The sequence below is a fragment of the Pseudomonadota bacterium genome, from assembly GCA_037200975.1.
Lineage (GTDB): Bacteria > Pseudomonadota > Gammaproteobacteria > Steroidobacterales > Steroidobacteraceae > CADEED01.
In genome coordinates this window covers 2236667-2249591 of sequence record JBBCGI010000001.1, presented here as the reverse complement: position 1 = coordinate 2249591, position 12925 = coordinate 2236667, and the positions used below count along the sequence as shown (strand labels likewise).

Annotated in this window: 14 protein-coding genes; all 14 read left to right on the top strand. The window is 64.4% G+C overall.

The window, feature by feature from the left end; genetic code table 11:
- The first annotated feature begins 15 nt into the window (after positions 1-15).
- The 14 genes from WDO72_10000 to glmU all read left to right on the top strand — a co-directional run bounded on the left by WDO72_10000 (position 16) and on the right by glmU (position 12922).
- The gene (locus tag WDO72_10000; GenBank protein MEJ0086005.1) at positions 16-441 is read left to right on the top strand and encodes a hypothetical protein; all 426 of its coding nucleotides are present in this window, start codon (positions 16-18) and stop codon (positions 439-441) included.
- Positions 442-543: 102 nt separating this feature from the next.
- Positions 544-1935 (top strand): toll/interleukin-1 receptor domain-containing protein, encoded by a 1392-nt coding sequence (locus WDO72_09995; protein MEJ0086004.1) that lies wholly within the window; start codon positions 544-546, stop codon positions 1933-1935.
- The gene (locus WDO72_09990) at positions 1932-5156 is read left to right on the top strand and encodes a hypothetical protein (GenBank protein MEJ0086003.1); all 3225 of its coding nucleotides are present in this window, start codon (positions 1932-1934) and stop codon (positions 5154-5156) included. Before WDO72_09995 ends, WDO72_09990 begins: the two co-directional genes overlap by 4 nt.
- Positions 5132-5623: a PGDYG domain-containing protein gene (locus WDO72_09985; protein MEJ0086002.1), complete on the top strand. Its 492-nt coding sequence runs from the start codon at positions 5132-5134 to the stop codon at positions 5621-5623. The genes WDO72_09990 and WDO72_09985 overlap by 25 nt, the downstream gene beginning before the upstream one ends.
- A gap of 3 nt (positions 5624-5626) precedes the next feature.
- Positions 5627-6661, top strand: a complete 1035-nt coding sequence (locus tag WDO72_09980) for a hypothetical protein (GenBank protein ID MEJ0086001.1) — start codon at positions 5627-5629, stop codon at positions 6659-6661.
- A gap of 148 nt (positions 6662-6809) precedes the next feature.
- On the top strand, positions 6810-7325 hold the full coding sequence (locus tag WDO72_09975) for a hypothetical protein (protein ID MEJ0086000.1): 516 nt from the start codon (positions 6810-6812) through the stop codon (positions 7323-7325).
- 129 nt (positions 7326-7454) lie between these two features.
- Positions 7455-8081: a YkgJ family cysteine cluster protein gene (locus WDO72_09970; protein ID MEJ0085999.1), complete on the top strand. Its 627-nt coding sequence runs from the start codon at positions 7455-7457 to the stop codon at positions 8079-8081.
- Between the two features lie 31 nt (positions 8082-8112).
- Positions 8113-8568 (top strand): hypothetical protein, encoded by a 456-nt coding sequence (locus WDO72_09965; protein ID MEJ0085998.1) that lies wholly within the window; start codon positions 8113-8115, stop codon positions 8566-8568.
- 78 nt (positions 8569-8646) lie between these two features.
- Positions 8647-9087: a GNAT family N-acetyltransferase gene (locus WDO72_09960; protein ID MEJ0085997.1), complete on the top strand. Its 441-nt coding sequence runs from the start codon at positions 8647-8649 to the stop codon at positions 9085-9087.
- The gene (locus WDO72_09955) at positions 9084-9860 is read left to right on the top strand and encodes a hypothetical protein (GenBank protein MEJ0085996.1); all 777 of its coding nucleotides are present in this window, start codon (positions 9084-9086) and stop codon (positions 9858-9860) included. The genes WDO72_09960 and WDO72_09955 overlap by 4 nt, the downstream gene beginning before the upstream one ends.
- 59 nt (positions 9861-9919) lie before the next feature.
- The gene (locus WDO72_09950; GenBank protein MEJ0085995.1) at positions 9920-10465 is read left to right on the top strand and encodes a DUF1697 domain-containing protein; all 546 of its coding nucleotides are present in this window, start codon (positions 9920-9922) and stop codon (positions 10463-10465) included.
- A complete protein-coding gene (locus tag WDO72_09945; protein MEJ0085994.1) occupies positions 10462-11130 on the top strand; it encodes a DUF4386 family protein in 669 nt (222 codons plus the stop codon). The genes WDO72_09950 and WDO72_09945 overlap by 4 nt, the downstream gene beginning before the upstream one ends.
- A gap of 117 nt (positions 11131-11247) precedes the next feature.
- Positions 11248-11481, top strand: a complete 234-nt coding sequence (locus WDO72_09940; protein ID MEJ0085993.1) for a hypothetical protein — start codon at positions 11248-11250, stop codon at positions 11479-11481.
- A gap of 61 nt (positions 11482-11542) precedes the next feature.
- Complete coding sequence (glmU, locus tag WDO72_09935) at positions 11543-12922, top strand: bifunctional UDP-N-acetylglucosamine diphosphorylase/glucosamine-1-phosphate N-acetyltransferase GlmU (GenBank protein MEJ0085992.1); 1380 nt, start codon at positions 11543-11545, stop codon at positions 12920-12922.
- Positions 12923-12925 lie beyond the last annotated feature (3 nt).

The following is a 12925-nucleotide window of genomic DNA, read 5'->3' as shown; positions in this document are numbered from 1 at the left end:
CGCCGGCGAACACCCATGGACATCCCGGACTTCGAACAGATAGGCAAACGCGGCTTCTACCGGCCGTCGGCCCGTGTTTCGTTCGAACAGGCGGTCGAGATGGTCGCGGGCGTCATGCGCGAAGCCCGCAGGCTCGAGCTCATCGACCTGCTGGTCAACACCAAGGGCCTGGTCGGCTTCGGTCAGCCGAGCATCTTTGCGCGTCATTCGCTGGCGGTGGAATGGGCCCGCAGCTCCGGTCCGAATCTGCGCGTGGCGCTGGTGGCGCGGCCCGAAGTCATCGACCCGCAGAAGATCGGCGTGTTGATGGCGCAGAATCGCGGCGTCGCCGGCGATATATTCACGAACGAAGCCGAGGCGCTCGCCTGGCTCGACAGCCATCTCATCAGCGCGACGGGCACCTTCATAGGGCTGAACCCGAATCTGAAGCCGCCGCCGTAAGTCGCAGGCGACCGGGCTGCAATACCCGATGGATTAGGTGACAATCGTTTGGGCGATGGATCGCTGCAGCAAGCGATCACCTCCACTGGAACAAGAGCCATCGTGACCCACGCCACCGCCACGTCCCTCATGCCGCTGTCCGTCCTGGATGACGACGCCTGGGACGATCTGCTGAGCTACATCGAAGAGCGCCGGGTCATCCCGATCATCGGGCCCGAGCTGCTGATGGTGGGCACGGAATCCGGACCGCGGCTGTTATACGACTGGCTGGCCGAAAAACTCGCGAAGCGTCTCAACGTCGACCTGAGCCAGCTGCCCGGCAAATACACGCTGAACGACGTCGTATGCTGGTTTCTCGCCTCCCGCGGCCGGCGTGAAGAAGCCTATGTCCGGCTGCGCGGCATCCTGAAGGACGCCAATTTCGAGCCGCCCGAAGCACTGCGCCGCCTGGCGGCAATCCCGGAATTCGATCTGTTCGTCACGACCACGTTCGATGGACTGCTCGAGGCGGCCATCAACAGGGAGCGCTTCGGCGGCGCGCCATCCACCGAGGTGATCTCGTACGCCCCGAATCGCGTGGTGGATCTGCCCTCCGAGCGCGACCGGCTGCAACGGCCGGTGGTCTACCACCTGTTCGGGCGGCTGTCCGCATCGCCGACGTACGTGATTTCCGACGAGGACCTGCTGGAGTTCATCTGCGCGTTGCAGAGCGAACACCTCGCGCCGGAGAAACTCTTCCACGAGCTCGAACACAACCACTTGCTGTTCATCGGCAGCAATTTCACCAACTGGCTCGCGCGGCTGTTCCTGCGCATGGCCAAGCGCCAGCGGCTCTCCGACCCGCGTGACGTGGGTGAAATCATGGCGGACGATCACACCAGCGAAGACGAGCGCTTGGTCTCGTTCCTGCAGCAGGTGAGCGTGCGCACGCGCATCTACGTCGGCGCAGAACGCTTCGTCGCCGAGCTGCACGATCGCCTGGCTGCCCGTCGCAGGTCGTCGGCCGCGCCCGCGCACGCGGCAGGCCCCACACGTTTCCTGCCGCCCGCGCGCGAGATGCCCGACAACGCCGTGTTCATCTCCTACGCGCGCGAAGACCTGCCCGCCGTCCAGCAGATCAAGACGGGCCTCGAAGCCGCGGGGATCACCGTCTGGTTCGACATGGATCGCCTGGAATCGGGCGACGACTACGACCGCAAGATCCAGCGCAACATTGCGCGCTGCTCCTATTTCATCCCCGTGGTCTCCGCGACCACGCAGCGCCGGCTCGAAGCGTATTTCCGCCGCGAGTGGAGCTACGCGATGGACCGCGTGCGCAACATGGCCGATGGCGCGTTGTTCATCCTGCCGGTCACCATCGATTCCACGAATGCCGCCAACGCGCTCGTGCCCGACAAATTCAAGGCGCTGCATTTCACGGAACTGCCCGGCGGCGCCGTGACACCGGAGTTCGCGCAGCGCCTCGGCGACTTCATGAAGGCGCGCCAGTCATGAACGCGCAGCTCGACATCGAGAACGAAGCCGTCGCGACCATCGACGACAGCAATCCGTGGATCGGTCTCGCATCCTTCACCGAAGAAACGCGCGACTACTTCTACGGGCGTGAAGAAGAAGTGGCCGAGCTCGCCCGCCGCGTGCAGCGCAAGCTGCTCACCGTGCTTTTCGGTCAATCCGGTCTCGGCAAAACGTCGATCCTGCGCGCCGGCCTCGTGCCGCGTCTGCGCAACCAGGGTTATTGTCCGGTGTACGTGCGCGTCGATTATTCGAAGGAAGCGCCCGAGCCCGCCGAGCAGCTCAAGCAGGCGATCGCCAAAACCGCGCGGCGCTCCGGCCAGTGGACACAGGCCGGCGTCGCCGTCGAAGGCGAGACATTGTGGGAGTTCCTGCATCACCGCGACGACATGCTGCAGGACGAGAACGGCAAGACGCTCATCCCGCTGCTGATCTTCGACCAGTTCGAAGAAGTGTTCACCGTCGCGCAGTCGGACGAATTCGGCCGCGCGCGCGCCGCGCGTTTCATTGCCGACCTGGCGGATCTCGTCGAGAACCGGCCGCCGGCGTCATTCGAGGCAAAGCTCGAAGCCGACGAAACGATGGCCGAACGTTTCGATTTCGCGCGCAGCGATTACCGCGTGCTGATCTCCCTGCGCGAGGACTATCTAGCGCCTCTCGAAGGATTGAAATCCGGCATGCCGTCGGTCACGCAGAACCGTCTGCGTCTGGCGCCCATGAACGGCAAACAAGGTCTCGCCGCGGTCATGTTGCCCGGCAAGAAGCTCGTGACGGAGGAAGTCGCCGAGGCCATCGTGCGTTTCGTTGCGGGCGGCTCGGAAATCGCGAACGCGGAAGTCGAACCGTCGTTGCTAAGCCTCATCTGCCGCGAATTGAACGACACGCGCAAGGCGCAGGGCCGCAGCGAGATCTCGCTCGACCTGCTCGCGGGTTCACACGCGAGCATCCTGAGCAACTTCTACGAACGCGCGCTCGCGGATCAACCTGCCGCCGTGCGCCGCATCATCGAAGACGAACTGCTCACCGATTCCGGCTTCCGCGAGAACGTCGCGGAAGAACGGCTGCAGCGCAGCTTCGACGCCGTGGGCGCCGCGCCCGGCACGCTGGCGATTCTCGTCAACCGCCGCCTGCTGCGCATCGAGGAGCGTCTCGACGTGCGCCGCGTCGAGCTCACGCACGATGTGTTGTGCGGCGTGGTCAAGAGCAGCCGCGACGTGCGGCTCGAGCGCGAAGCGCGCGAGGCCACCGAACGCCAGCTCGCCGAACAGAAAGAACGCGCCCAGCGCACACGCACCGCGTTGATCCGCGCGCGCCAGATCGCGACCGTGTGCGTCGTGCTGGCGGTGGGCGCCGTGATCGCGGCCGGTTTTGCCTACTGGAGCACGCAGCGCGCGAAGCGCGCCGAAGCCGTCGCGCAGCAGTCCCGCAAGCAGGCCGAGCAATTGCTCGGCTACCTCACCGACGATTTCGCGCGCGAGCTCGAAAGCTCCGGCCGGCTCGACGTCGTGGCCGATCTCGCCAAACGCGAAGTCGATTACTTCCGCGCGCTGCCCGATGAGCTGAAGGGCCCTTCCACGATCCGCATGGGCGCGATCGCCCTGCAGCAGTACGCCCGCGTGGCGCGCACGCTGGGCAAAAACGATGAAGCCACGACCGCCGGCATCGAGTCCGAAAAACTGCTCACCGGGCTGCGCGAGGCCGGAGATACCTCCGAAGCAACGACCATTGCGCTGGCGCGCGGTATCAGCATCAACTCGCGCATCATGAGCGCCAATGGCGACTCGAACGCACTACCCACCGCGCAGCGGGCGGTGGACGTGCTCGCTCCACTGTCTGACAAACCCGATGCGTCGCTGGCCGTCCGCGAAGCCGAGGCGGGATTGCTGATACAACTCGGTTACCACCAGCAGTTCAACTTTTCAGATTCCCTGGCCGCGATTCCGACACTGCGAAAGGCCATGGACATCGCCACGCGCCACGGCGCCCGCGATCTCACGAACTTGTACATGGCGGACCGTTACGTGGAAGCCGCGGCCTGGATCGTGCAAGCCAGTGCCGGCGGCGGCGACAGCGCCAACGCCCGCAAGGTCGGCGCGGACGGCAACGCGCTGGCGAACCAGATCCTGGAACTGCGCCCCAGCGACAAGATCGCGCTGTACGGCCAGTCCGTGATCCTCGCCAACCTCACGGTGGTGGCGACCGACGACATGCGTCCGATGGAAGCGCTCGAAATGGGCCGCAGAGCCGTCATCGCGCATCGGAAGCTGGTTGCGTTCGACCCCGGTAATACGGTGGCCCGGAACAACCTCGCCGCCGCGCTTGCGTCGCTTTCCGACGCGCAGTGGTCGGTGGGACGAATCCAGGATTCACTCAAGACCTGGGAAGAAGCCGTCGACAGCGTACGGCTGGCCGCAAAAGGCGCTGCCGGTTTCAAATTGGCGAAAACGCGATTTCTATGGCAGCTCGGGAAAAGGCGCGCCGAGGCCGGTGACTACGCGGCGATTCCGAAGATTTCGCAGGAGATGGTCGAAACCACGCGCATCATCCGCGCGAATGTGCCCAATGAAAGCCTGCTGCCGCTCTGGGCGCAGAGCGCGACCGTCAGCCTGCCGGCGATAGTCGCGATCATGCGCAACGATCCGCAGGAGGCCCTGAGGCTCGAGCGGGAGATGTTGCCCTCGATCGAGTCGGCCGAGTCCACCGCTGTGGGCGAAGGCTCGCGGGACGTTTCGCTCTACTACCACAGCCTAACCAGAAGCCGGGCCGAGTTCATGTTGGGCGACTATCCAGCCGCGGAAGTTTCCGCGCGCACCGCGCTCGAGGCACGCAAGAAAGTGCAGTTCGGCGGCAATGTCGATGCGGCCGACCAGGACCTGGTATCGACGCAAATCGCGCTCACGCTGATCGCCCAGAACCGCAAGGCCGAGGCGGCGAAAATTCTCGAGCCTGTGGTGATACGCCGCCGGGACATGCAGGCGCGCAACCACGGCGACATGGAGACGCGAATCTGGCTCGCGGCGGCGTTGTACGCGCAAGGCGCGACCGACGCGAACCGGCGCGCGGCACTGCTGCGCGAGGGCGCGGCACTGATCGACGGCACTGCGCAGGAATACCGGAATCTCTACACCACGCGTTTATGGCGCGATCTGATCGCGCAGGGGCAACGCGGACAATTTCCATGGACCGGAAGAGGCAAACATTGAGTCCCGATGGCGCACCGTTATTCCGCTCCAGCGGCCGGCCTGGGTACACCGACGAAATTGGTGGCAATCCGCAGCGCGTGGTTGCGCGCAAGCTCGAACGCGAAGTGCAGGTGCGTTTCGCGCAGGAAGCCTGCACCGTGCAGACCAATGAAGGCCTCGTGCATGCGCGGGTCGGAGACGCCATTCTCACCGGCATCAACGGCGAACACTGGCGCGTGTCGAAGGCGCGTTTTCCCGACAAGTACCGGCCTTCCACGTCGACCGAGGTGGGCGCGGACGGCGCATACGTGAGTCTGCCCAACCGCGTGTTCGCGGTGCCGATGACATCGGGCTTCGAAGTGCTGCTGGCCGACGGCGAGTCGAAACTCACCGGGCGCGCCGGGGACTGGCTGGTCGACTACGGCGACGGTAGTCTCGGGATCGTGTCGCGGCGGGTTTTTGCGACGACCTACGAAGTGGTCAGCTGAACGATGGCACTGCATCAGAACATCCAGAATCTGTTGCTGCTCGGCGCACGGCTCGATACCGGGCCCGCGCCGACCATTCCCGAGCCGCCGCAAAGATTGCGGTCGTTGATCGACTCGCTCGCGGCCCCGCACCGGGAGTTCGACGCGCTCGCCATCCGCCTCGGACACCGCTACCGCAGCGGCTTCTGGGCTATCTACCTGCTGTCGGCGCTGGCGGTGTTGTGCGCCATGATGCCGCTCGCGCTCGGCTGGGACGACCTGACGAGCTACATGCATTCCTACGCCGCCGGCTGGGTGATCGCGGAGATCCTGGTCATCGGCGCGGTGTGGATGATCTACTGGCGCGGCCATCGCAACGACTGGCAGGGCGGATGGCTGCGCGCGCGCACCGTCACCGAGTTCACGTCCTATCTACCACTGATCGCGCCACTGGTCGATTTCTCGAAGCCGGACGAAGCGGGCTGGTATTCGCGGGTCATGCCGGCGATCGCGCACAGCACCACGCCGGACGAAGTGGCCGCACTGTGCCGCGCCAACGAACCGCGCACGCGCGAGCTGCTGGCGGGCGCCTGGAACGATCCGCACTTCGTGCTGACGTACGCCGCATGGGCCATCGGCACGCTGCAATCGCAACAGGCGTATCACACCCGTGTCGCGCGGCGTACCCACGTGCTGCAGCATCGCATCCATCGCGTCACCGCCGGCCTGTTCGCGCTGACGGCGCTGGGCGCGCTCTCGCATCTGCTGGTGCATTCGCGCTGGATCTCGCTGATCACGACGGTGTTCCCGGCACTGGCGGCGGCGCTGCACGGCGCGCTCGCTCAATCCGAGGCGTATCGGCTGGAATCCGCGTCCGAACGAGTCGCGATCGAGCTGCAGAAATCCATCGACGAGATCCGCAGGGCGGCCAATGATGGGCCGGCGGAGCAGCGCCCGGAACGCCTGCAATCCGCGGTGCGCAGCGCCGTTGCGCTGATCCTCCAGGAGCACCAGGACTGGTACATGCTCGTCCGTCCGCATCATCTGCCGCTCGGCTGACGCCGCTCAGACTCGCCCCTAGGCCGGCCGGCGGGCGCCTGTCCACCTACGCGAAAGCGTGTGCCACTTCGCATAGGTACTTCGCGCAGCCACATATTCCGGCGGATCGTCGAGGCGTAGATTGTTAGCCTGCAACGCGGGGAAGTTCATGGAAGCGATCAATCAGCTCGAGCATAGTTATTTTCTGCTGAAATCCGGCGGCGGCGATTACCACGAATGTATCCAGTGGGCGGTCGACCGGTTGCACCTGAATGAAGAAGGCGACGACGAGGACATCGTCATGCTGGCTGCTTCGTCCGCGCGGTCCGAGGTGCTCACATTCGCCGAACACCTGGTCGAACGCTACAGCGGTTACCAGGCACTCGACCCGCAGCTCGCCGCCGGAAAGTACATCGTCACCCTGCGCCACGACTACCTGCGGCACGTGGAAACGGTACGTACGCTCGAATCGAAACTGTCGGGCTTGTACGAGCGCCTCGGCTTCCCCGGCTGGCTGGCCGTGTTGTGCCGGAATTGCCGCTACGCGAAGGAAGGCCTGCAGTACCGCGAGTACTTCGAAAAGGAATTCGCCTACCTCGCGCGCCTGTGGGCCGTGGCGAACAGCCGCGCGCACTTCGAGTCGCGTTACAACCGCGCTATTTCCGCCAAACACGACGCCCTGTAACACGCCTGCCTGGCGTCGATTGCGCGCTGCCGCGCGACGCGCGAGCATGCGCGCCATGAAAACGAACCATCCGTACCCGGCCGGCCCGGGCATACGCGCGCCCGTCGGATTCACGGCCGCGGTGGTCGCTTGAGTCCATTGCCCGCGGGCGATTTTTCCGCGTGGCTGCGCGCGATGCGCAACGCGCTGGCGGGTACCGAGGGCATGGACGTCGCCTGTGGCGATTGCCGCGGCTGCTGTACATCTTCCTATTTCATAAAAATCCGTCCGCACGAAACCGAGGCGCGCCGGCTCATTGGCGAAGACTGCCTCGAGCCCGCGCCGAATTCGCCGCCGGGTACGATGCTCATGGGTTATGACGCACAGGGACACTGCGCGATGTTCCGCGGCGGCAACTGCTCTATCTACCGGGACCGACCGGAGACCTGCCGCACCTACGACTGCCGCGTGTTTGCCGCCGCCGGCACGACACCGGGCGACGAGAAGCCGGCGATCAGCGAACGTGTGGCGCGCTGGCGTTTCGAATATCCGGACGAGACCGACCGCGCCGAACATCGCGCGGTGACCGCAACGGCCAACTTCATCCGCCGCTATCCCATACAATTCCCCGGCGGGCGCGTGCCCTCGCGGCCCAGCGAAATCGCTGTGCTCGCCGTGAAGGCGTACCAAGTGTTCCTGCAGTCGACAGGCGCGGACGCCGAGACGGCCGCGGCAATCGTCAACGCCTGTCGCATGTTCGATCAGCAAGGGGTTTGAAGTTGCCGCAGGAATTCGAGCGCACCGGCGCATGACCAAGATCCGCCTCTGGGCCATTTGCGTCGCGTTCATCGCCGAACTCGTGGCCGACCTCATCATCAGTTCGATCACCCTGGCCGTGCTCGCAGACGGCACGTTGTCCGCCGATCTCGATCAGGAGGCTTTGCGAAAGGCGACCGAAGCCGTCATCGACAGCAGCGGATTCCTGATGAGCCGGGTGATCCTGGGAACCGCGACGACCATCGGCGGCGGGTACCTAGCGGCGCGGCTCGCGAAAACGTATCCGTACTACAACGGACTCGGTATCGGCCTGATCGGGCTGATCTTCGGCATTCTCCAGTGGGGCGATCCGCTATGGTTGAACTTCTTTGCGATCGTCATGACCATCCCGGCCTCTATCTACGGCGCGCACCTGGCGAAGAAACACATGATGTCGCCGCAATCACCCGCAAAGAACGACGACACGGGGCCCCGGTCCCCGGACTGACACTTATATATGCCGCGCTGTGCCTCCGGCTGCGGCTGTTGCTCGTATTCCATTGTCATGGCCACTCCGGTGACAGCAATGCAAGACAATTCCGCGAGGATCACGCTCGCAATCGAAGGCCCCGACATCGCGGCATGTTTTCCGGTCATGTCGGAGCTGCGGCCACATCTCAAGGCCGACGAATTCGTGCCCCGGATCCTGCACCTAATGAACACCACGGCCTTCGAGCTCGCCCGCCTCGATGATGGTGGCATCCAGGCCGCCGCGGGCTTCCGCGTCTCGGAATGGTTGCACGCGGGAAAATACCTCGAGATTGAAGATCTCGTGGTCGCGAGCGGCGCTCGCTCGCGGGGATATGGTGGTGAGCTGTTCGACTGGCTGCTCGCGCAGGCGGCGAGCCGCTCGTGCCACCAACTGCGACTACTGTCGGGCGTCAAGCGAACCGATGCGCATCGCTTCTACTTGCGCAAGGGAATGGTCATCGAGGCGCACTACTTTTCGATGAGCGTTCCGGCGTGAATGTCAGGGCGGCGATCCTGCGCATCATTGGCGCCGGCGGCACTTTGCTGTTTGCGTGCTTTTTTCTGCTGACGTTCTGGCGGCCGCTGTGGGTCGAAACCTTCGCGGCCGGTTTCATCAAGTCCGAAGTCGAGAGCGAACTCCACACGCGCATCGATTCGTTCGGCGGCGCCGGCACCTCCGACGTCCTGGCGGGAGCCGCGGCAACTATCTACCATAAGAACCAGCGGCAGATCGAACGGTACAAGGTGGATCTGAAGGCGCACGCCGACCGGCAGATTGCCGCCTGCATTGCGCGCATGTTGGAACTCGACGACGGCGCCCGCGAAAAGATTGGCCGCTGGCTCGAGGCGACCACGCTCGACGGCATGCTTTCGCTCGCGGCCGTCAACGAGCAGCTAAACGACGTGATTCAGGGCAGCTACCTGCGTGTTGTCGGTGAGCTCCAGCGTGACTTCAGAGTCTTCTCGGCCAGCAACTGCTTCTGCTTCCTATTGCTCCTGCTTGCGACGTTCTTGCGGCCGGAAGCCGTAAAGGCGCTGTTCGTGCCGGCACTGCTGCTCGTCGCCGCCACGCTGTTCTGCTCCTATGCCTATGTATTCGACCAGAACTGGCTGTTGACCGTTGTCTACAGCGACTACCTTGGTTTTGCATATCTCGGTTATCTAACGCTGGCCTTCCTGTTCCTGTGCGACGTCCTGCTGAACCGTGGCCGGGTGACGGCACAACTTGCTGCGTCGCTATTCGGTGCGCTGCCAGCGACTACCGGCTGACAAACAACCTCGCATTCTGGCAAGGTCCCGCCATGATCCCGGTTTTCACGAGCTGACCGATGCCGCGCTACGTCGCCCTGTTCCGCGGCATCAATGTCGGCAAGGCCAAACGCATTGCCATGGGTGATCTGCGCGTACTGCTGGCAAAGCTCGGCTTCACCGAAATCCAGACGCTGCTCAACAGCGGCAACGCGGTTTTTACGGGCGCAAAGGAGGCACCGGAGAAACTCGCGGTCCGGCTGCGCGCTGCCGTGCTGAAGAAGCTCGGCGTCGACGCGCTGGTCATCGTCAAGACAGCCGAGGACGTGACGGGCGCCATGTCCGGCAACGTGCTCGAAAAGATCGCCACCGACCCCTCGAAGCTGCTGGTCGCGATGACGAACGACGGCAAGGCGTTGGCGGCACTGAAATCGCTGGCGAAGACGGAGTGGGGTGCCGAGAAGGTCCACGTCGGCAAACACGCGGCCTACGTGTGGTGTGCGAACGGCATCCTCGAGAGCAAGGCGGCGGTCGCGCTGCTCAAGAATCTCGAAGAGAAGGGAACCACGCGCAACTGGGCCACGCTCGGGAAAATCCATGTCTTGATGGCGGGAGCCGCGAAATGATCCTGATGGGCGGCATTTGTTTCATCGTGGGCGCGCTCGCGTTCGTCGCAGTCTTCAGCTACCTCGCCGCGAAGTTCGACTATCCACGCGTCCTCGACGGCGAAGCCGCGGATGTGCTGCCACGCCTGCGGAACGGCGGCTCGGCGATGCGCGCGGTCTGGGCTATCTACGCGTTCCTGCCGCTGCTGCTGATTCCCGGCGCACTCGCCGCCACGCTTGCGCTGCCGGCCAGTCCGGGCGCGATGACCCTCGCGTTGATATTCGCCTGCCTCGGCAGTTTCGCGATGTGTCTGGGCTTGATGCGCTGGCCGAGCATGCACTGGGCACTGGCGGGTGCGTACGCGGAATCCGGCGACGAAGGCCGGCGCAGCATCGGCGCGACGTTCAAGGGTTTGAATCTCTATCTAGGCAACTACATCGGCGAGTTTCTCGGCGAGATCTGCCTGGGCGCGTTTTTCGTACTGACCGGCTTTGCGCAGCTGGATGAAAGCCGCTTTCCCGGTTGGCTGGGTGCGTGCGGCATCGCCTTCGGAATCCTGTTCATCCTCGGTGCCTTGCGCAACGTGACGGCGAAAGTGCAATGGATATCCAGCCTTAACAATGTGCTGTTGCCGCTGTGGATGATCGTGCTGGGCGGCGCGTTGCTGTGGTCCGGTCAATCTTGACGAACGGTAGATAGCGCCCGATGACCGGTTTGCGTGCCGCAGACCACCGACGAACGGCGATCTGTATCCGACCGCAGACATCCCCAGGCGAAGTTTTCGGGCGTATATTTCCGGGCCATGGGCATCGACAACAACATCGACTGGGCAGTGCCCGTAACGCCGCAGAGCGAGCAATACGGCCCGGGGCTGTCGCGCAAGGCGGCCCGGACCAGGGCGGATGAGCGCAAGGCCGCGGCCACCGGTTCCAGACTCGACGTCATGGACAAGCTGCTGGGCGAGAACAACCTGGCTGCGGTCGATGCAGGCGGCAGCGATCCCTACAACGCGACCGGCAGGCAGTTCCGCCGCTGATTCCGCGTTCGGCCGACGATGGCGGGAAACCGCCACCGCGAAACGCTAAACTCGCGGCCTCATGAAAGTCGCCGTCGTCATCCTCGCTGCCGGTCAGGGCAAGCGAATGAAATCCGATCTTCCCAAGGTCCTGCAACCGCTCGCCGGCCGCCCGCTGCTGGCGCATGTTGTTAGCAATGCCCGCGAGCTGAAACCTTCCTCCATGCACGTCGTGTATGGCCACGGCGGCGATGCGGTGCGCAGCGCGCTCAGTACGGAAAAGCTCGAGTGGTCGCTGCAGGCCGAGCAGCTCGGCACAGGTCATGCCGTCATGCAGGCCATGCCCGATGTCGCGGACGACGAGCTGGTGCTGGTGCTGTACGGCGACGTGCCGTTGATCCGCCCCGCGACGCTCGCGCAGCTCATCGCCAGCACCGGCCCGAAAGCCATGGGTCTTGTCACCGTCATGCTCGACGATGCCACGGGCTACGGCCGCATCGTGCGCGACAAGCGCGGTGCCGTGCAGAAGATCGTCGAGCAGAAGGACGCGAGCAAGGCGCAGCTCAGGATCCGCGAAGGCAACAGCGGCATCATGGCCGTGCCGGCCAAACTACTGCGCAAATGGCTGGGCAAACTCAAGAACGCCAACGCACAGGGTGAGTATTATCTGACCGACATCATCGCGATGGCGGTGAAGGACAAGATCAAGGTTGTCCCATTGATCGCGCCGAGCGTTGCCGAAGTGCTCGGCGTCAACGACAAGGTGCAACTGGCCGAGCTCGAAGGCCTGCACCGTGCGCAGCGCGCGCGCGAGCTGATGCTGGCCGGCGCCACGCTGGCCGACCCCGCCCGCATCGATGTCCGCGGCGCCGTCACCGTCGGCCGCGACGTGTTCATCGACGCCAATGTGCTCTTCGAGGGCAACGTGGTGCTCGGCGATCGCGTGCGCGTCGGACCCAATGTCGTGCTGCGCGACGTGACGATCGGCGCCGGCAGCGTGATCCATCCGAATTCCGTGCTGGAACAAAGCGTGCTCGGCGAAGGCTGCATCATCGGCCCGTACGCCCGCGTACGCCCCGGTTCGAAGCTGGGACGCGACGTACACGTTGGAAATTTCGTCGAGCTCAAGAAGACGTCGATCGACGACGGCAGCAAGGCCAACCACCTCACCTATCTGGGTGATGCCGTCATCGGTAAAGGCGTGAACGTGGGTGCGGGCACCATCACCTGCAACTACGACGGCGTGAACAAATCGACCACGACCATCGAAGATGGCGCTTTTATCGGCTCGGGCAACATGCTGGTGGCCCCGGTGCGCATCGGCAAGGATGCCACCACCGGCGCGGGCAGCACGATCACCAAGGATGCGCCGGACGGTCAGCTCACGTTGACCCGCGGACGTCAACAGACCATCGACGGTTGGAAGCGGCCGCAGAAGCAGGACAAGGACAAATCCCGATGAACG

What these genes read in the sequence shown, in the direction of transcription:
- WDO72_09965 (MEJ0085998.1), top strand. Translation starts at nt 8,113, where the DNA reads ATGACCAAGATCCGCCTCTGGGCCATTTGCGTCGCGTTCATCGCCGAA.
- WDO72_09960 (MEJ0085997.1), top strand. Translation starts at nt 8,647, where the DNA reads ATGCAAGACAATTCCGCGAGGATCACGCTCGCAATCGAAGGCCCCGAC.
- WDO72_09985 (MEJ0086002.1), top strand. Translation starts at nt 5,132, where the DNA reads ATGGACCGGAAGAGGCAAACATTGAGTCCCGATGGCGCACCGTTATTC.
- WDO72_10000 (MEJ0086005.1), top strand. Translation starts at nt 16, where the DNA reads ATGGACATCCCGGACTTCGAACAGATAGGCAAACGCGGCTTCTACCGG.
- WDO72_09945 (MEJ0085994.1), top strand. Translation starts at nt 10,462, where the DNA reads ATGATCCTGATGGGCGGCATTTGTTTCATCGTGGGCGCGCTCGCGTTC.
- WDO72_09990 (MEJ0086003.1), top strand. Translation starts at nt 1,932, where the DNA reads ATGAACGCGCAGCTCGACATCGAGAACGAAGCCGTCGCGACCATCGAC.
- WDO72_09980 (MEJ0086001.1), top strand. Translation starts at nt 5,627, where the DNA reads ATGGCACTGCATCAGAACATCCAGAATCTGTTGCTGCTCGGCGCACGG.
- WDO72_09940 (MEJ0085993.1), top strand. Translation starts at nt 11,248, where the DNA reads ATGGGCATCGACAACAACATCGACTGGGCAGTGCCCGTAACGCCGCAG.
- WDO72_09950 (MEJ0085995.1), top strand. Translation starts at nt 9,920, where the DNA reads ATGCCGCGCTACGTCGCCCTGTTCCGCGGCATCAATGTCGGCAAGGCC.
- WDO72_09975 (MEJ0086000.1), top strand. Translation starts at nt 6,810, where the DNA reads ATGGAAGCGATCAATCAGCTCGAGCATAGTTATTTTCTGCTGAAATCC.
- glmU (MEJ0085992.1), top strand. Translation starts at nt 11,543, where the DNA reads ATGAAAGTCGCCGTCGTCATCCTCGCTGCCGGTCAGGGCAAGCGAATG.